General features: G+C 36.6%; 20 protein-coding genes. 15 read left to right on the top strand and 5 right to left on the bottom strand.

All coding sequences use genetic code 11. The features are described 5' to 3' along the window. Positions 1–6: 6 nt before the first annotated feature. Positions 7–762, bottom strand: coding sequence for a trypsin-like serine peptidase (locus Q5W13_RS13265; protein ID WP_304443318.1), 756 nt, complete (start codon positions 760–762; stop codon positions 7–9). Between the two features lie 540 nt (positions 763–1,302). On the opposite strand from Q5W13_RS13265, the gene Q5W13_RS13260 reads away from it, so the two are divergent. The 7 genes from Q5W13_RS13260 (at position 1,303) to Q5W13_RS13230 (ending at position 6,681) form a co-directional block, all read left to right on the top strand. Next, on the top strand, positions 1,303–1,806 hold the full coding sequence (locus Q5W13_RS13260) for a nuclear transport factor 2 family protein (RefSeq protein WP_304443317.1): 504 nt from the start codon (positions 1,303–1,305) through the stop codon (positions 1,804–1,806). A gap of 46 nt (positions 1,807–1,852) precedes the next feature. After that, entirely contained in the window at positions 1,853–2,665 is an 813-nt protein-coding gene (locus tag Q5W13_RS13255; protein ID WP_304443316.1) for a helix-turn-helix domain-containing protein, read from the top strand. A gap of 73 nt (positions 2,666–2,738) precedes the next feature. After that, positions 2,739–3,314, top strand: a complete 576-nt coding sequence (locus tag Q5W13_RS13250; protein ID WP_304443315.1) for an NAD(P)H-dependent oxidoreductase — start codon at positions 2,739–2,741, stop codon at positions 3,312–3,314. Between the two features lie 255 nt (positions 3,315–3,569). Next, complete coding sequence (locus Q5W13_RS13245) at positions 3,570–4,823, top strand: alkaline phosphatase D family protein (protein WP_304443314.1); 1,254 nt, start codon at positions 3,570–3,572, stop codon at positions 4,821–4,823. A 546-nt stretch (positions 4,824–5,369) separates the two neighbouring features. Beyond that, positions 5,370–6,077, top strand: a complete 708-nt coding sequence (locus Q5W13_RS13240) for a hypothetical protein (RefSeq protein WP_304443313.1) — start codon at positions 5,370–5,372, stop codon at positions 6,075–6,077. Positions 6,078–6,112: 35 nt separating this feature from the next. Beyond that, on the top strand, positions 6,113–6,298 hold the full coding sequence (locus Q5W13_RS13235; RefSeq protein ID WP_304443312.1) for a hypothetical protein: 186 nt from the start codon (positions 6,113–6,115) through the stop codon (positions 6,296–6,298). A 29-nt stretch (positions 6,299–6,327) separates the two neighbouring features. Beyond that, entirely contained in the window at positions 6,328–6,681 is a 354-nt protein-coding gene (locus tag Q5W13_RS13230) for a hypothetical protein (protein ID WP_304443311.1), read from the top strand. A gap of 88 nt (positions 6,682–6,769) precedes the next feature. Here the strand turns inward: Q5W13_RS13230 and Q5W13_RS13225 are convergent, their stop codons facing one another. The 4 genes from Q5W13_RS13225 to Q5W13_RS13210 are packed head-to-tail and all read right to left on the bottom strand — an operon-like array spanning position 6,770 to position 11,880. Continuing rightward, positions 6,770–8,176 carry a TolC family protein gene (locus tag Q5W13_RS13225; protein WP_368662249.1) on the bottom strand — a complete coding sequence of 469 codons (1,407 nt, stop codon included), beginning with the start codon at positions 8,174–8,176 and terminating at the stop codon, positions 6,770–6,772. Beyond that, entirely contained in the window at positions 8,173–9,528 is a 1,356-nt protein-coding gene (locus Q5W13_RS13220) for an HlyD family secretion protein (RefSeq protein WP_304443310.1), read from the bottom strand. The genes Q5W13_RS13225 and Q5W13_RS13220 overlap by 4 nt, the downstream gene beginning before the upstream one ends. Before the next feature lie 11 nt (positions 9,529–9,539). After that, positions 9,540–11,201 (bottom strand): peptidase domain-containing ABC transporter, encoded by a 1,662-nt coding sequence (locus tag Q5W13_RS13215; protein ID WP_304443309.1) that lies wholly within the window; start codon positions 11,199–11,201, stop codon positions 9,540–9,542. Continuing rightward, on the bottom strand, positions 11,194–11,880 hold the full coding sequence (locus Q5W13_RS13210; RefSeq protein WP_304443308.1) for a TetR/AcrR family transcriptional regulator: 687 nt from the start codon (positions 11,878–11,880) through the stop codon (positions 11,194–11,196). Before Q5W13_RS13210 ends, Q5W13_RS13215 begins: the two co-directional genes overlap by 8 nt. A gap of 620 nt (positions 11,881–12,500) precedes the next feature. On the opposite strand from Q5W13_RS13210, the gene Q5W13_RS13205 reads away from it, so the two are divergent. From Q5W13_RS13205 to Q5W13_RS13170, 8 genes are all read left to right on the top strand, one after another. Further along, the gene (locus tag Q5W13_RS13205) at positions 12,501–12,806 is read left to right on the top strand and encodes a hypothetical protein (protein WP_304443307.1); all 306 of its coding nucleotides are present in this window, start codon (positions 12,501–12,503) and stop codon (positions 12,804–12,806) included. Between the two features lie 256 nt (positions 12,807–13,062). Next, positions 13,063–13,497: a TolB family protein gene (locus Q5W13_RS13200; RefSeq protein WP_304443306.1), complete on the top strand. Its 435-nt coding sequence runs from the start codon at positions 13,063–13,065 to the stop codon at positions 13,495–13,497. A 201-nt stretch (positions 13,498–13,698) separates the two neighbouring features. After that, on the top strand, positions 13,699–14,577 hold the full coding sequence (locus tag Q5W13_RS13195) for a GIY-YIG nuclease family protein (protein WP_304443305.1): 879 nt from the start codon (positions 13,699–13,701) through the stop codon (positions 14,575–14,577). A 250-nt stretch (positions 14,578–14,827) separates the two neighbouring features. Next, positions 14,828–15,583 (top strand): endonuclease NucS domain-containing protein, encoded by a 756-nt coding sequence (locus Q5W13_RS13190; RefSeq protein WP_304443304.1) that lies wholly within the window; start codon positions 14,828–14,830, stop codon positions 15,581–15,583. Positions 15,584–15,864: 281 nt separating this feature from the next. After that, positions 15,865–16,503: an energy transducer TonB gene (locus Q5W13_RS13185; protein WP_304443303.1), complete on the top strand. Its 639-nt coding sequence runs from the start codon at positions 15,865–15,867 to the stop codon at positions 16,501–16,503. A gap of 175 nt (positions 16,504–16,678) precedes the next feature. Beyond that, complete coding sequence (locus Q5W13_RS13180) at positions 16,679–17,374, top strand: DUF6891 domain-containing protein (RefSeq protein WP_304443302.1); 696 nt, start codon at positions 16,679–16,681, stop codon at positions 17,372–17,374. A gap of 106 nt (positions 17,375–17,480) precedes the next feature. Then, positions 17,481–18,233, top strand: a complete 753-nt coding sequence (locus Q5W13_RS13175; RefSeq protein WP_304443301.1) for a DUF1963 domain-containing protein — start codon at positions 17,481–17,483, stop codon at positions 18,231–18,233. An 89-nt stretch (positions 18,234–18,322) separates the two neighbouring features. Beyond that, positions 18,323–18,829 carry a TPM domain-containing protein gene (locus tag Q5W13_RS13170; protein ID WP_304443300.1) on the top strand — a complete coding sequence of 169 codons (507 nt, stop codon included), beginning with the start codon at positions 18,323–18,325 and terminating at the stop codon, positions 18,827–18,829. Positions 18,830–18,925 lie beyond the last annotated feature (96 nt).

Raw genomic sequence — 18,925 nt, 5'->3', positions numbered from 1 at the left:
ATGACTCTACCAGTTGGCAACGCCATCTATAAATTTTTGATACAGGTCTGAGGATTTATTGGGGCAACCACCGTAATTGTGAATACCCACTCCAATACATCTATTTCGTAACAGTGGGCTCCCACTTTGGCCCCCAAACGTATCTGCTTGATAAAGAAACCTACCATTTTCCTTTACGAGATTATCGGACATTTTATATTGAAACAGGCCATTGTCTCGATCTGCCGGATACCCACAGATTTCAGCAATGTTTGGATCTTCCATTGCTGGATTTATAAAACTATTATGATTAACGACTTTACTTAATTTAATAGCACCCATGTCATATCTTGGTGAAGCATTATCAATCCACCCTTTAGTGGCCATAAGTTCAATTGCCTCATATCTGCCATAAGGTTCGGACAAACCGCACTTTCCGGGTATGACAATAATAGAAGATTTCCATCCTCCACTACTCTTATTATAAACACAATGCCCGGCCGTATACAGAATGTTTCCTGCCACTAGCCACCCAGAACCCACATAATTGAGTCCGTTTTTAGCCTTCATATACAACTTACAAATAGCCATATAGGGCATTTGTTGCGTTGCCAATACCTTCTGGCGCTGATCAATTCCACAAACAGTTTCGTTCGTTAAATCTTCATTCCGCTCGATCCATGATTCGCTGGTTATTTCTTTCTCGTTTATTTCCTGATTTTCGTCAACCAGTTTATGAAAAACAAGCTCCTTTTCTATTTCGGTTGTGATTACATCTCCCATGTTTATAAATAGTATTAATAAAAGTTTAATATGCTATGCTCACAGATAGGAGCATCAAAAAACATTTTATAGTGCTGACTGGGGGAATTCTCCGAGATACCGAATTAGCAATCCGGAATAAATGGATACATCTTACTAAAACAGTTATGTTATAATTGACTTTTTTAAGAGAGATAATTAAACCTCTAGTTACTAATAGTGTAAGCCAATGGTAATTCTTGATTTTAAATGGAGTGAGACACAAATAATAGTCTCACTTTAACCAAGCCACATTACTTATATAAATCTAACAATCAACTGTTTATATGGGGTTTGAAAATGTATATATGGTATGAATTTACGTACAAATGACAAATTTCACTTAAACTATTCACGGTTCTCTGAGTATAAAGGCGACCCCTAGCTAAATTTATATCCCAAAAACCTACATTCTAAATCAGGCTACAAACCTCCTTTTACTATAGTTAAAGAAAAAGCAGTACTTTAGAAAGACCATAACATTTATGCCGTTGGGGTAAAACTCGCGTTCAAAAAGCAAATATGAAACAAGCAATTCATTCCAAAATACTGCATCTTGTTTTCTTTCTACTAACCTGCGTTTCCTTTGCTCAGCAGCAAAAAGACAGTCAGGAAAGCATAGTATTACAGAACCAAAATGAAGTTTTGTTTACCGCTGTTCTTACCAAGCATTTAAACGCTGTTACCACTAAAAACTTAGAGGCCTTAAAAGCTACACTGTCTCCCAATGGAGCTATGGAACTGATCCAACCTAGTTCAGAAATTGTGTATTCTGTTGATGGATTTATAAAGTTTCACGAAGATTGGTTTAAGATGCCCAACTGGACGGTAAGCACGAAAATACTGAGTACCGATGTTGGTGATACTATTGGTGTAGCTACAACGGAATTTATGTACAAAGAGCCTGAAAGAAATGGCAAACCCTATTTTAATAGATTGATTGTAAGCTATACTTTGGAGAAAACAAACGGCAATTGGTATGTGATTAAAGACCATGCTAGTTCCATTGAAAAAACTGAAAATTAAATAGCCTACGGACGTATTTCAAAAGCATCCCTATTACCCAAAAGACATGGGAACTGAACCAAATAAACACACAAGTAAAAGAATAGAAGTTCCTGAAAATTTTCAGGATATTTTTACGCATTTCTACAGAGCTGAAAACCGTTCAAAAAACCCCATTACCAAAACGCTTGTTCCCAGCTTTCAAATTATTATGGTTTTTAGTTTTGGTGCGCCTATTCAATTTAAAACGGAGCGTGATACTCAAATGACAATTGAAAAATGCCTTGTTCTTGGCCCCATAAAAAAAGCTTTTGATTATACCTTACCTGCTGGTTCGGATATGCTGGTCGCCAATTTTAAAGACGATGCCTTTTATAGGTTTTTTGGTAAAGTGATTTTATCCGATTACCTACCTACAAATCCAGATTCGCTTTTAACCGAGAATTGCTTTACTAATCTCTGGCAGCTTATTAAAAAAGTAACCCCAAAAGAGCGTGTAAACCTGATTTTCGATTTCTGCAAACCCTACTTAAAAGAAAGTGAAACAGCTTTTCAAAAATTAGCAGATTATACGGACGACTATACAGTCTTTAATCCCATTAAAATTATAGCTCAGGAAACCCAACAGAGCGAAAGAACTATTCAGCTCAACCATAAAAAATACTTTGGTTATACCGCCAAAGAAAAGAGCCGGTACGAGAAATTTATAAAAGCAATCGGGTTGCTACAAAACCAACCCTCTAAAGTAAATTGGTTCGCTATTATTGAGGCTTGCGGTTATTATGACCAAAGTCAACTGATACATGACTTCAAACACTTCACGGGGCACACGCCTACTCAATACCTCAAATTCTCACAGGATATTTGCCAAACGGAATAGCGTTTCGTTTTCTTACAATTACAGCCCAAAGGACAGAGCTACATTTGCTTCATCAATCTAAAATCCATAGAAAATGAAGCATCTTATTATCTACGCGCATCCCAACGTGGCCAGTCTAAACTTTCATTTAAAACAGACGGTTATAGAAACCCTAAAACAGCAAAATCACGAAGTGGTTATTAGGAATCTGTACGACCTCAACTTTAACCCTATTCTTTCTTTGGAAGACATGTCCGGGCAGCGCATGGGTGAGGTTTCAAAAGATGTCCAAAGAGAACAAGAATACATTTCTTGGGCGGAGCACATCACTTTTATCTACCCTATTTGGTGGACCGGAATGCCCGCCATAATGAAAGGATATATAGACCGTGTTTTTAGTTATGGTTTTACTTACCGCTATGATGCTGGTGTTCAAAAAGGACTCCTCAAAGGAAAGCGAACAACTATAATCAATACCCATGGAAAATCGCAAGCGGAATACGAAAGCATTGGCATGGACAAAGCCCTTTTCCTAACATCGGACACAGGTGTTTTTGAGTATTGTGGACTGGAAATCGAACAACATTTCTTTTTTGACCAAGCGGATAGACCATCGCCTGAACGCATACAAGAATGGACGGAAATTCTCATAGCTTCATATCAAACATAATCTCGCCATTAAAAGTGTTCAAAATTGGTATATTTATACTCCTGTTTTAGCTTTTCCAAGTTAGCAACCGGAGACCACAACCTATACCTATTCCAACATGAGACTACCAATTACCCTAGTACTGCTTACACTCGGGCTTTTTTTTGGCGCTGCCCAAAACGAAGCGAATGTCTATTTTACCACCGGATTCAAAATTGGGGAAGTAACGGATTCTTCCGCTATTATTCTGACGAGACTTTGCAAAACCCCCAGCCTGTGGCGGTGTATCACAAGCAAGAAAATAAGGTGTTCCGACCTCCCATCGATTTTGATAATAACATGCCTATTTCTGAGATGGAAGGTGCAGTTGACGGTTCCTCGGGACAAGTGAAAATCAACCTGAAATCCAAAGACACGCTGATCAGTACGGAGTGGGAATATGTTTCCGGTTACAGAGATTTTACACTGAAACGAAAATTTGAGGGTTTACGCCCCAACACCCATTACGACATACAGATACAAGGAAGAAAAAGTGAAGACGCCCCAGTAGCGGAAATAAAAGGGTCATTTTCTACTGCTCCTTCTGCAGACCAAGTGGTACCGGTATTTTTCACCTCTTCTACTTGTCAGTTTTATTGGTCTCATGATGATGCGGTCCGTGGTTTTAAAATCTATGACAGCATGCTTAAAATGAATCCGCTGTTCCATTGCCAAACGGGAGATTACGTGTATTATGACAAACCCGGCCCTATGGCCTACACCGTAGAATTGGCAAGGCACAAATGGCACGCCATGAATTCTTGGCCTGCCCTATTCGACTTTTATAAAAGCACGCCAGCTTACTTACAAAAGGACGATCACGATCTACTTAAAGACGACGCGACTTCATATTCCACACCTTTTGGTGAATTAAGTTATGAGGACGGTCTAGATATTTGGCGCGAACAAGTACCCATTATTGACCAACCTTACCGAACATTTAGATGGGGTAAAGATGTACAGATATGGAACGTAGAGGTACGCGAATTCCGCAGTGACAATAAATCTCCGGACGGAAAGGAAAAAACCATTTGGGGAAAAGAACAGATTGCTTGGTTTAAAGAAACCGTGGAAGCTTCGGATGCTACTTTTAAAATTCTAGTCTCGCCCACTCCTATAGTCGGGCCTGACCGCTCAAAAGGGAAATATGACAACCACTCCAATACCTCATTTGCAACGGAAGGAAAATGGCTGCGCCAGTATTTGGCCGACCAAAATGTATTGGTCATTAATGGCGATAGGCATTGGCAATATGTTTCCGTAGATCCGGTAACAGGCCTACGCGAATTCAGTCAAGGGCCGGTGAGTGATTTTCATGCCCAAGGTTGGAATCAGGAAGATCTACGTCCCGAACATAAATTCTTAAGAGTAAAAGGAGGGTTTTTAGCGGTAAATGTGTATCGCGAGAATAATGAAGCGGTAATTGAATTTACACACTATGATGTAGATGGGAACGAAGTAAATAAAGAGGTCATAAAAGTAGCTGTATAACCTCCCATATGCTAATAAATAGGGGTTACAAGGGTATTTCCCTATTCAACACTTTCATAATAAAGAATACCGTCAGGGAAATGGAGAAACAGACAATCATTGCCAAGGTGTCCTCCCCTTCTATACGGGTTTTAAGCTTTGTATAAATTGCTTTCATAACAAGTAATTTGCTACAAAGTTCTCTCTTATTTCATGTCAGCGAGCAGAAACCCGTCCAACCGAAACTATTGAGGATAAGCGGTATACGATATTTACATAGTCGTAAAACCAATACCGCATAGCGAATTTATTCTCTTGCTTATAAAGTTAAACTCTTAAGACTCACTATAAGTTTCTAGGATTCACCCCAATAGAATTAAACAACTTCGCTTTTGCGGAGAAAAACTTGTTCTGAACCGCGTTCCTTTTCAGTTCTGCATCTATGAGTTTACTTTCTCTAAATTTGACTAAAAACAAGGAACTTATTAACCTGTAACCCAACTAAAATAGTTTTACAGCTAGTCTGGCCACCTATATTTGTACGTATATTCTAAAAACTATATCTCTATGCAATACAAACAGATAGGATCTATTGACCCATGGCCTACCCTTCTAAAAAAATATCTTGATTTGTTATTGTTCAGACCAAACCATAATGATGGAGATGCAGGTTGGGGAACGGAGATTAGGCAAAAAATATATCAATCCGCTTGTGCTTATATGAACGTAGACCCTTACGAGGCTAATAATATTATCGGAGTTGGTCTAAATTCTATTTTTCAAAGTGATTATCTTGAAATTCGAGGTGAACTTTTGGAGGCTATTAAAATAGATCCTGTAATATTAGATAGGCAAAAGAAAATAATAGATGAAATCCAACATAATCCATACCATCGTATTGACCCCTTGGATAATTCATATTCCTTTAGTGCTCAATTTGGTGGGACTCGAAATAAAAAAACCGAAATGTGGAAACAGCTCTTGGAGGTTCACAAATGGTCGAGTGACCACTATGCAACATGGGACGTTGCATTTGATGAATTAACATGGGCGGTAAGATCTACCGTTATTTATGTGGACATTAAAGCTCCAATAGACGGTACAATTACTATAGATTGGAGTTTTGAAGATACATTAGACTTACGCCCAAGCAAAAACCGCTCCCTTGAATATAATGCTGCCTGTGCAATTTTAGGATTTGTGTATCATGATTTATTGGGAGGATCTGACGAAATGAAAACAAAAGCAAAATGGACTACCGTTATAAAGGATTAATAATTTTCTTGATTTTAGGACTAACATCCTGTGTAATGAGTGAAAAAAAGAAACCAAAAGTTGATAGTTTTTATACACAAAAAATGTTCGGCCAACAGTTTGCACTTGTGCCTTTAACGAAGCCTATAAAGTTATCATACGATACGGATATCAATACGTGGGGTTTTCTTGAAACCTCTTATAAAGGTTTTTCGTTTATAGGCGCTAATGCCAAAAAATAGGTGTTCAGGGTCAATATGTTTACGGCAAAGTGGAAGAAAGGGAATATGAAAACGAAGATTTAATGCCCGATGAAATTGTTTACGCCCTTTCCAGTGGTGGGGCTACTTGGTCAACAACAGAAAAAAAAGGAAGTAGGTATAAGAAAGCCACTTCCGTGGAAGGCAAAACCAATAGCTATTTATTAGCTGAAAGATGGTTTATCCTTAGCACGAAAGATGAAAAAAGCGAGGGATTTTTCGACAAAAATGAATATCTCAAATCATTAAAAGAAAAAGGTATAGACGGTAAAATGTACAACAGCGATAGTTTGTTATCGCAATTTCAAGAAACCGGAGTTTTAGAATATTTTCCAGACAGCATTAAGGCTAAATTAAGGCCATAGAACCTTTAAAATTGCCAATATAACCGCTTCCGAAAGTGGTTATAGTTACTGAGATTGTACACAAACCAAAATCCACCAAAGACGTTGCCTACAATCCCTTCGGATTCACCCCAATAGAATTGAACAACTTCGCTTTTGCGGAGAAAAACTTGTTCTGAACCGCGTTCCTTTTGAGCTCGGCATCTATGAGTTTACTTTCCCTAGAATTCACCAAAAACAAGGAACTTTCCCCAAAACCGAATTTCCGTTCTTCGGCGACGACCATGGTGTTGTAATTAAAAACTACATCGTCTATTAAAACATTTTGCTTTTCAAAAGATTCCAATTCTCGGTACAGGCCTACTATTTTGTTCTTGATCCGTATTTCCGCATCATCCATTTCAAACTCGGCATTTTGTAATTTCAGCTTTGCCAATTTTAAATCGCCTCGTTCTTTTCTAAGAAAAAGGGGCACGCTAAAAGCTACGCCACCTTTATAGTTTTCCGTAGTAAAACTGGAAATATACTCCGGTTTCTGCGTCAGGAAATTATACTGTAATTCAATTTTTGGCAAAAGCTTGTTGGCTTTCAATCGCTTTTCAACAGTGAGCCCATCAACCTTATACCCCAAGGATTTTAACTTTGGGTGGTTCTCTATGGAAAAACTATCTAAAGGCATACCCATAATTTCTAGTGTCGTATCAATATCACCTGCCAAATTGGTCTCCGGTGTTACATTGGCCTGTAGCTCCACGGGCATATTATCACCCATCCAAAGAAAATTGGAAAGCTCTAAAGCACTTTTCATAAAACGGACTTTTGCCTGCTCCAAATTCAGCTCGCGATCTTGCATGGCTATTTTAGCCTCTACCGTATCAATTGCAGCAACCTTACCAACTTGGGCACTCTTTTTTACCCCTTCAAAACGGATTTCGGCATTTGTCAAAAAATCAGCATATACTTGGGTATCCTGGTAAGCATGTAACCAATCAAAATACGCCAAAGAAGCCTCAAAAAGCACCTCGTTCACCTGCAAATCCCGCTCTACCAATGAACGCTCTTTAAAAATCTTGGCTTGCTTTAAAGTAGCCATACGTTGGTTTATCCAAAGTCCCTGCCCTACGGACATAGAAATTCCGGCACTATACAACCCATCGTCTGGAACCGTATTCTCTGGGTTTAAATACACTCCTTCATTCTGCTCAAAATTTCCCTTTAGCTCAACGCCGTACCAAGTGGGTATTTTAAAAGTAGCGTTCAGGCGGTCATAATACTCCGTACCCTTAAATTCCTTTCGGTCATAATCTACTTCTATCTTAGGGTCAAAACCACCACGCGAACTCATAAGTTGCGCCTGCCCCATTCCTATATTCAGTTGGGCCTGTTTAGCTATGGGGTGGTACTTTTTTACGTACCCTAGATATTCGTTAAAACCTAAAACCACCTCTCCGGGCTGTTGGGCCTGCGCACCAAAACAGCATACAACAAAGAGATAAAACAATACTTTCTTCATCATTTTTCCTTTTTAGCAGTCGTTTCTTTTGGCTGGTAATAGTTAGGTGGGAATCCGTTTATTTGTCGCCATAGCTCAAACCAAATCGGTACATCGTCTAAAAGGGATATGGTATTGGCACCTGAACCAACGCGAATATCCTTTGGCCAAGGTTCTGCTTCCGGGTCATCGTCCGGAGCAACCAATACGCGGTATTTTCCACTGGTATCTATAAAAGTTTCCACGGCTACAATTTTCCCTGCAAAAGTTCCGTAGGAGGCATTGGGCCAACCGCTGAAAACAATTGCCGGCCAACCATCAAACTGAATCCGTACTTTTTCACCTACGTGTACCAAAGGCAAGTCTATAGGGGCCACAAAAGTTTCTACTGCCTTTTCAAACTCGGATGGCATAATACCCACTAAACGGTCTCCCTCTTTAAAATTCTGACCTATGCCGCCTTGCACCGCTTTATTGATATAACCGCTCTGTGGTGCCTTTATATAATACATACCTGTACGTATCTCATAATTGGCAAATTGGTTCTCTAGCTTGCTTACCTGCGCCTCAGAATCAAACTGATTGGATTGTGCGGTGTACATATCACTCTGTGCTTTAGAAATCTTATCCGTGTAGGATACCCGTACCCGGTTAATTTCCATAGTGGCATTGAGGACTTCGTTTTTAGCAGCCAATACTTTATTTTCCTGAGAAATGAGTTTGGCCTGTGTTTCTTGAAGCTTCAATCTTTTCTCCTCAACATCGGTCATGGCTTTTAGGCCTTCTTGTTGCAATTGCGCTATACGGCCATATTGGCGCTCGGCAATCTCAAGATTTGTACGTGCGGCCTCCAAGTCTATACTATCGCTCTTTACCTTCAGTTTGGATTGCAACAGTTTGTTTCTGGATTGCTCCAATTTTAGGTTCCGCTCGTTACCCAATGCAGCAATCTGATTGTTTAATGCACCTACCTTGCCTTGGTACGATTCAACCGACATATTTTTTGCCGCTATCTGCTGCCCTGTCCGTTCCACCAAACGTGGGTCAAAATACTCGTTCTTTACTTCGGAAATATGTAAAATGGTATCCCCTTTTTTTACATAATCACCCTCTTGCACGTACCATTTTTCTATACGTCCGGGAATGGGCGATTGTATGCTCTGCGGCCGGTGTTCCGGACTTAGCGTAGTTAGACTTCCCGTTCCCCGCACGCTCTGCGTCCACGGTAGGAACAAAAGAATAAATCCAAAAAGTGCGGACCCTAACAAGAACCGGTTAAAGTGCTTGTAGTGCCTTTGGTGAAACACCTTATCGGTAGATTTGTATCCCGTTAGGTGCACCGTTTTATTTATAGGATTAGTAGATATATTTAGCATAGCTTCTTAGGTTATGGAAACAAGTTGCCCCTATGGTTCAACGTAATTATTTTTTGGCACGCTTTTAACCATCTCAGGTCATTGCTTACAACTATTAATGCCCATGGGTTTGACTTGTTGGTCAGAAACTTCATGATTCGCTCCGCTTCTACCTCATCAAACTGGTCCAAAGGATCATCTAATAAGAGTAGTTTTGGCATGTGCACAATACTTCTTGCCAAGACTATTTTACGAGATATGGTATAGGGTATATGTTGCCCTTCCGGATAAATCATAGAGTTGAGGCCGTTGGGCTGTTCTTTTATGAACTGTAGCAAACCAACATTCTCCAATACCCAATGCAAGTCTACATGCGGAATTCGTTTATCGCCAAAAGTGATGTTCTCCAAAATAGTACCTTCAAACGGACTCTCTTCTGGAATACTCTGCCCTAGGAAAGACCTGTAATGGTTAGGATTAATACCCTTTAGCGAAAAATCGTTCGCATAGATATTACCCTCGGTAGGCTCTACAATACCAGCGATCAAGCGCAGTAAAGTAGATTTACCAGAACCGTTCTCACCAATGATTAGCTGCCTGCTCCCCGGCTCTATTTTGAATGAAATATCATGTAAAATGTTTTTCCTATTACCCGTACTAAAAGAAACCTTATCCAGTTCTACCGTTAAATTATCATCATCTCGCAAAGGCATTTCACCACCTTGGTTCTCTAATTCGCGATCAACCACCTGACCAATTTTTTCAAGAGAGGTCAACAAATCATAGAAGGTTTCAAAACCGCGAATAAGCTTTTCTACAGAAGTAATAACCAATAGAATAATAATTTCCGCCGCTACAAATTGCCCAATGTTCATTTCTTGGTTCAGTACCAGCAAGCCACCAATAACAAGCAGCCCAGCGGTAACCAGAACTTTAAACCCGATCATTTGTATAAATTGCATCAACAGTACCCTAAAGTGGCTTTCCCTAGACTTTAAGTATTCCGTAACCAGATTATCGTTCTTATCTACGGCAAGACTTGTCCGGCCAGATAGTTTAAAACTTACTTGCGAACGGGCCACTTCCTGTATCCAATGGGCTACTTTGTATTTCAATTTTGACTCCTCTAAGCTGGTATCCATCCCTTTTTGTACCGTAAAACGGAAAACGAGGTAGACCAATAACAGCAATAGAATACCGTAAATAATAAAAAACGGATGATAGAAAGACAGCAGCAACAACCCAAATATAATTTGTAAGATGGCTGCAGGCACATCTAGCAAAAGCTTGGAAAGGCCTTTTTGTACGGTTATGGTATCAAAAAAACGGTTGGCCAGTTCTGGCGGATAATAATCCCGTATTTCGCTCATCTTAATTTTTGGAAACCGGTAGGTAAACTCAAAAGAAGCCCGTGTAAATATTTTCTGTTGCATATTCTCCACAATGCGTATTTGCATGATCTGGAGAATACCGGCAAAGGCCACACCACCCGTAACCAGGACTACCAAAAGAATCCACGAAGTGCTAATTTCCGCACCCTGTATAAGGTTAATAATAGATTGTATACCCAGCGGAAGTGAGAGGTTTACCAAACCCGCAAAAATGGCATAATAAAAAGTTTGTAGTACGTCTCTTTTATCTAGTTTAAGCAAGCCCATAAGGCGTTGCCAAGAGGTAAGTATTTTTTTAGCCATTCAGTTTATTATTTAAAGAATTAAATACCAGTTCTGTAAAGTAGTTGGTTGGGTCTCCTTTTTCATGACAGTCCGTTAAGGAGGCAAAATGGTCTTTTAGAAAATGTTGGTGCAGCGAGCCTTCCAATACCGTACTCGCCAAACTGCTAGGATATGTATAAGCTGCATCTACCGTAGAAATCATAGTGCTTAAGCGGTTTACCAGTCTTTTATAAATTACAAAATAACCCTCTTTGTTCTCTGTATCTACCTCTTTGGTAAGGTAGGATTTAGAATATTCGTTAATAACGATTTTACTTAAAAGTACCTCGTTAATATGAGAGAAATCCGAATCGTATTTTGTAGCACTGGTTACGAGCGCCAATGCTTTTTTAAGCTTTTCCTCCGGGTCTTGTATGTTGTGGGTGGCGAATACCAATTTGTACTCTACCCAACCCCAGTACCAAGACGTTAAGTACAGTAGTAATTTGTGCTTGTTCTCAAAATAGCGGTATACGGAACTTTCATTACTCTTTATCTTAGCCCCCAATTTTTTAAAATTGAAACTTTCAAAACCCATAGCATTGATCATGAGAATACTTTCCTCTACGATGCGCCTACCCAAAGTAGTAGACTCGGGGTCTTTGATATATATTTTTTCGTTGATGCCGATTTTAACCGACTGTAATAATTTATCCATAGTGCTGAGCTTATTAAGTTGAGATACTACTTCATTATGCTTTGTTGAGCAAACACACTCGCAAATATAATAGTAATACTATCATAACTTAATAGTTTAACTTTTATTTTTGACTCATTTACTATTATTTGTAGTTGTATCACTGTTATTTAAGGGGATGATAAAAAAGAGGTTGTTTTTTTATGAATTCATCAACAGCGCCGTACGTCTATAAATTCGTACGTTTTGTCGAATAACTGTCAGAAAGAAACAATTGTAAAACGGACACTTGCCGTATCTCAGCATAAATATTGATATTTAAAGTTCTGTAGGAAAATGATGTTGGGAATTGCTTGAAATATAAAAATGATACTATTGATTACCACACTGGTTTTTGTTTAAATTTTGACCCCGTTTTTTTGAGATTACGCTTTTACGTAAGGTTGTAAAATTTAAAACGGAGATATTTGAAGCATGCCTTTTAAGCAACCCTATTTTCATAAAATCAAGAATGGGAAAAACATGCCCAAAATGCTAGTGAACACAAACAAAGTGATTTTTTAACCCTTAATACGATGGCTATTAGGATGTGTGCCCAATAGCCATTAATTATACACAACCATATACCAAAACAAATTAAAATGAGGAATCAAATTATTACAAAATTAAGTTTTGCTGTTTTTTTCAGCTTAATAATGTCGAGTTGTGCAACTTCGACATATTTAATGACATCGGAAGGCGAAAGTTTTGATGCTCTTTCAAAAATTACTGATAGTGACAAACCATCTATTAATCCTCATGGTGGTGATGAAAATGGTAATTTGGTTTTTGCAGCTCTTGAAAATGATGGAGTATATAACATTTACTTAAAAGATAACGTATTATCAAAAGCAATAATCCAAAAGACAAGCGGAGACAATTTTAATTTAGCTCCTAATTTTTTGTAGTTCAAACAATAAAATTGTTTTCCAGTATTTCGACAAAACAAATTTTGATATATACTATGTTGATGCGTTTGAGGGAAAAGCAATAACTCAGATTACATATACAGACGAAAATGAATACAACCCATCATGGTCAAAGGATGGTAAACTTGTAATATTTGAAAAAGGAGCACCTCCTAAAGTATACATTAAAGTAACAAAAAACACGGCACGAGCAGCGCAGTATTCTGGTTTATCAGTAACAAAAAATCAAATTTGGTTGAAAAATATTGAAACAGGAGAATTAAAAATGCTTGGGGAGGGTAGTTTTCCAGTAATCTCACCAGACGGAAAAGAAATTGTTTTTGTTAAATATGATTTAAATAAAAGGAAAACAGAAGAAACAGGAACAATATGGACAATGTCTATAGATGGCGATTCTCCCAAACAATTAACAGACAATCAAATTGGGTATGCTACACATCCAAATTGGAGTCCAAACGGAGATAAGATTGTTTTTCATTTAACAAAAAACAACAAAACCGACTCTAACATATATACTATAAATACAAATGGTGAAAACCTAAAACAACATACTACAAACGAATCAAATGACTTTTCACCTTATTGGTCAACGGATAATTACATTTATTTTAGTTCTGATAGAGGTTCTAAGAAAGGAAACTATCAAATCTGGAGGTTTAAATTAAGGTAATAACAGCACATAACTTTAAGTGTAAGTTATAGCCTATTTGGAAAGTCGCCAAATTTTTGAATTTGGTGTAATTAAAATAAGAAAAGATAATTAACAAAACTTAAAAATTCGGCTTTAGAATAATCCGAAAAGTATCGCTTAAAACTGCCCTACTTTTCATATACTAGACCGGTAGACCTTAAATATAAACATACAATATAGATGGGAAAAAAATTAACGGTTTACATGATTGATGGAACAGCTTATGGACCAAGGTTAAGTGAAATCGGAAATTGGGTCGGTAAAGCAATTTATAGCCCACGTGCTTCCATAAACAAGATCATGAATCGCAGCGAATTTGATAATCCTGGAATTTATTGTTTGAAAGGAGACCCGACGGACGACGCTTTTGACGAAAATATATATATTGGAGAAGCTGAAAATATAAAAGTAAGATTAAAACAACATTTGAGTGATCCTAATAAGGATTTTAAGGAGCTAATTTTCTTTGTAAGTAAAGATGAACTTTTAACTAAAACGCAAATAAGATATTTGGAATCTAGATTAGTTCAATTAGCAATTGAAGCTAAAACTGCGCAAATTGACAACGGAAACTCTCCTAGTTTACCGACTTTACATGAAGCAGATATTTCGGATATGGAGTATTTTCTTGAGCAAATAAAGCTAATTCTTCCAGTAATGGGCTTTAAGTTTCTAATTTCTTCGACTGTAAAACAATCGGCAGAAAACCAAATGGAAAACTCTAATACAATTCATGAAACTTATTTTATTAAAACAAAAACCTTCAACGCTTCAATGAAAGAAACTGACCAAGGTTATATTGTTACTAAAGGTAGTGAAGCCAAAAAATCTCTTTCAAATTCCTATACAGAAACTTATAGAAATATGAGAAGAAAACTGGTAGAAACGGAAATAATGGTTTCGCATAATGATAAGTTAATTTTTGCCGAAGATGCAGTTTTCAATAGTCCAAGCGCGGCTTCTAATATGATTCTTGGACGAAATTCGAATGGATTTACGGAATGGGTAAATGGTAATGGAATAACATTTAAGGAAGTGCAGGAAAAAATAAATAACTAATACCAATACAAGTAACCGTTACACAACCGAAAAAATAGCTGATAACCTTTATTTATGCAAAACCACAAAAACCTAACTAACTGGTTATAAGTGATTGTTGAATTAGTAAATTATCAATATTAGGGTATTAATGTGAAAATTTGAATTTGCAACAGGCACAATGTATGTAAAAAATAGGATAAAAAAGTGCTAAACCAAAGACTTGTGATCATTTACAAAAATCCCGAATAATAGATAAACCAACGAAAATATGGACGCTGAAAAATTTAAAAATTGGCTAGAATTTAATGGAAAGCCACGAGTTACAATTCAGAATAGAATTTCCAATTGTCGGAATGTTGAGAATTATGAAGGAGATTTAGACCAACACTTTATAAAAGATTACGGACTATCACTATTGGAAAAATTATCATATTCGACTTCCGATGAACGAGATAACGCACCTGCAAAACATAAAATACCGATTAACGGAAATATAAGAAATGGGTCTGCGACATTAAAACAAGCCGTAAATCTTTATATGTCATTCAAAAAAGACAATGGTATTGATTTCAAAGATTACAATGACAATTTATCAATAGGAACCGAGGTTGTGGACGATGAAGATTTTGAATACATAGAAAATTCAAACAATTTTAGCTATGAAAAAGACCTAAAAACATCAATGGTCTCGCAAATTGGCGAATTATTTCCTGAATATAAAATTTATGGAGAAAACAATGAAGGAATTGAATATCTGATTAAGGGAAAGAGAATCGATATTTTATTGGAAAAAAATGATGGAAGTTTACTTACGATTGAATTAAAATCAGGAACGGCAAACTATAAGGTTTTTGGTCAAATTTCGATGTACATTGGTTTACTTATGAACAAATTCCCAGAACGTAATATCGAAGGCATTATAGTTGCTGGAGAAATTGATGAAAGTTTAAGAAGTGCTGTTAAAATATCAGACAGAATACTACTAAAGACTTATAAAATGAAATTAGAATTAAATGATAATTAACAAGGAGTTTATCGACAAAACAGAATGTACTAATTGGGACTTTGGCTTTTACTTTTCTATAAAAATCCATTAACTGGAAAAGAGGAAGTCGATTATAGATTAGTGGGAATAATGACAGAATTTAAAAATTCAAAATACTTTTGTCAAATAGCTAACAAAATTCAACTTTTAATTGAAGCGTTGAAAGTAATTGAAAAACATAAATTTAGAGAAATAAAAATACAGTATTAGAAGAAAGTACTACTGGAAACAACGTATATAAACAATTTAAAAAAACATTTATGACAAGAATTCTAATCTTACTACTGTTATTCTCAAATCTAGTTATTAGTAAGGCAGATTCTGAAATCAAATACTATAAAGATAAATATGGTAGAACAGAAGTTGAAAAAGGACCATATATGCTGGAAATAAAAAAAATTAATGATAGCGTTACAGATCATATTTTCTCAAAAACTAAAAAAGGTCAGAAAATTTGGTTTAAATCCTACTTGGGGAAACAACCCTATGGGCTATGGACACAGTATGATAAAAAAGGGAATATTGAATCGACTAGAGACTACAATTTCACTTTAAAATATGGTGAATTTATTCCTGAAAACGCAATTAGATATTATGAATTGGGAACAACCACTCTATTTGACCCCAATAACGAAAAAATTCAGCAACATATAGCAGAACATTTCAGATATCCTGAGATAGCTGTAGAAAACGGAACTGAAGGAAGGGTTACTGTTCAATTCACGATAGACGAGAATGGAAAAGTCGATAATCTAAGCATTACAGAAAGGGCCGACATTGCATTAGATACGGAATGTTTTGCAATTATGAATTCTTTAAAACAATTAGAACCTTATAAAATAGACGGACAAAATGTAATGGTCTATAAAACAATTCCTATTACATTTAGACTGCAATAACAACTACTGCCAACACAAGTAACCGTTGCACAACCTTATTTTTCCATTGAAACCTATAATTTTCATGTTCTCTTGAAAAAATTATCGCTGAAAATCAAATAGTTAAAAATTTACATAAAGTTGTATGACTGAAAACGAAAAATTTATATACGAGTCTATTTTTAACCAAGTTCGAATGGGCTTCCTTTCAATTTCAGACATTAAGGAAAATATAATTGAAGAAATTGAGGATAATGGATTTGATGAAGAAATGTCTGAAGAATGGGCTTTTGAAATCATTGGTAAAGAGCATCAAAAATTAGTCTCTGAAAGCGAAAACTGGGAAACTCCTACTGATACCGAAAAATTAATAGAAGCTTTTGATGAACTATGTGAAAATAATATCATTGCACTGCACAATGCTGGTTATACAACTAGCGATGGAGAATACGAAGTAGTAGAAATAGAAAGGAATTTACGCAAAAACCAAGTAACTTCCGATGGTTATTGTTTTTATCACGAGCAAGACCTTTCAAGTGCTATAAGCCTTGAAGACCCATGCTTATATATTGCATTTCAAAAAGTTGATAATTCGGATAATAACGTTACGTTGAATGTTGGAAGAAACGTTGTGAAAGTATTGACGAAAAAAGGATTGGAAGTAAAATGGAATGAAGACGTTAATACAAAAATCTTAATTCCCAATTTTAAATGGCAATATATCTACGATGAAAGGAAAAGAGATTTACAAGATTATGGACAAATAATCGAGATAATGTCTAAGAAAAAGCGGCCGAGAACAACTCCTAAAAATAATGACGGAAACACAGCTAAAACAGAGGATAACGGTAACAATAACATTTGGTCAAAACTAAAACGATTGTGGTCTTGACCCCTCGCTATCGCGAGCGCGCTCGTGCCATTTCGCTCCACTAACGAATTTGTAATGACTAGGTATATCGACTACTTTTTATAGACTAGACCATTTATTACTACCTATGAGCCTCTTAGATTTACTTTTCGGCAAGAAGAAATTTAAACTAAAACGACCCAAATTGATTATAGACGAATTAAAAAGCAAAATATCTAAAGACGCTACCATTTTTGAAGTTGGTGGGTTTAGACCGGAAAACACCATTCAAGAAAGTTGGATTGGAAAAGTTACCGCTTATAAAGCCGAAGAAACTATTCCTATTGATAAAAAGGGTGAATTAATGCTTCCGTTGGCTCAAATTTATATTCCAGATTTACCCTTTATTCATCCCAAATTATCCAGCACAAAAATATTGACCGTTTTTATCTCTAATGCATACCCAGAGTGTTTTGAGGAAATGGGCGAAAATTGGCTCATAAGAGAATATGAAAATTTGGAAGATATTAAGATTAAAGACTTATCCAATCCAAAATCTTTTATAAAACAATTTCCACTAAAAGCGACGAAGAAACAGGATTGTCCCATTTGGGACGGTGGGGGTTTATCATCTGAAATGGAAGATGAAATTAATGAGCTTGAAAACAGTGGACAAATTGAAAGCTACTATGATATAGCAGACTTTCATCAATATGAACATAAGATTGGTGGATTTCCATCCTTTCGTCAGTCTGGGATTGATTTTGGTGATGGGTTTGAATTTGTGTTTCAAATTACGTCTGACCAAAAAATAAACCTAAATGTGATAGACAGCGGCAGTCTTATGTTTGCGAAAAATGATCAAACTAAAGAATGGAAAATATATTATGATTTTTACTAATATCAGATTTTATAGGTAATTTACCCTTTATGGTTCATATACAAGCCCGCTTCTTTGAAATAAGAAAAATACAAATCGTAATCTTTTTTATGACCTTAAATCTGCTTTCTTGCAAAGGTACTGCTCAAGAAACGGAAATAAAAAAAACCACTACTGAAATTGATGTTTCGGAAGTGACGGAAAGTGTCTTTCCTGAACCCATTGGCATTATAAATGACTACGGACAAGTCTTTACGGAACCGCAACGGGCAGAATTATCAAAACTTCTTTATGACTACGATATTGAAACCACAAGACAGATTGTAGTAATAACGGTAGACAGCATAACACCATATACGAACATCCAAAAATATGCTACAGATTTAGCACAAACCTTAGGTGTTGGCACTGCCGAAAAAAATAACGGATTGGCCTTGGTTCTTTGTAAACCTTGCAGACGAATAAGCATTGCTACGGGCACTGGAACCGAACTAGTTTTGACTGATGAAATATGCACCAAAGTAATTGATGAAAAAATAGTGCCTGAATTTAAAAATGGAGATTTTTATACCGGAATTAAAAACGGAGTGATTACATTAATTGAGAAGTGGAATTAGGTAAAGTTAGGAACAGCATTTAAAAAATATCGAGTAATTGCTATATCAAAGATTTACGGATATTTGCAAGACCACCAATTCTTTTGTGCTTGACTT

The sequence above is a fragment of the Zobellia laminariae genome, from assembly GCF_030553095.1.
GTDB classification, from domain to species: domain Bacteria; phylum Bacteroidota; class Bacteroidia; order Flavobacteriales; family Flavobacteriaceae; genus Zobellia; species Zobellia laminariae.
This window is presented reverse-complemented; position numbering and strand designations above follow the sequence as displayed.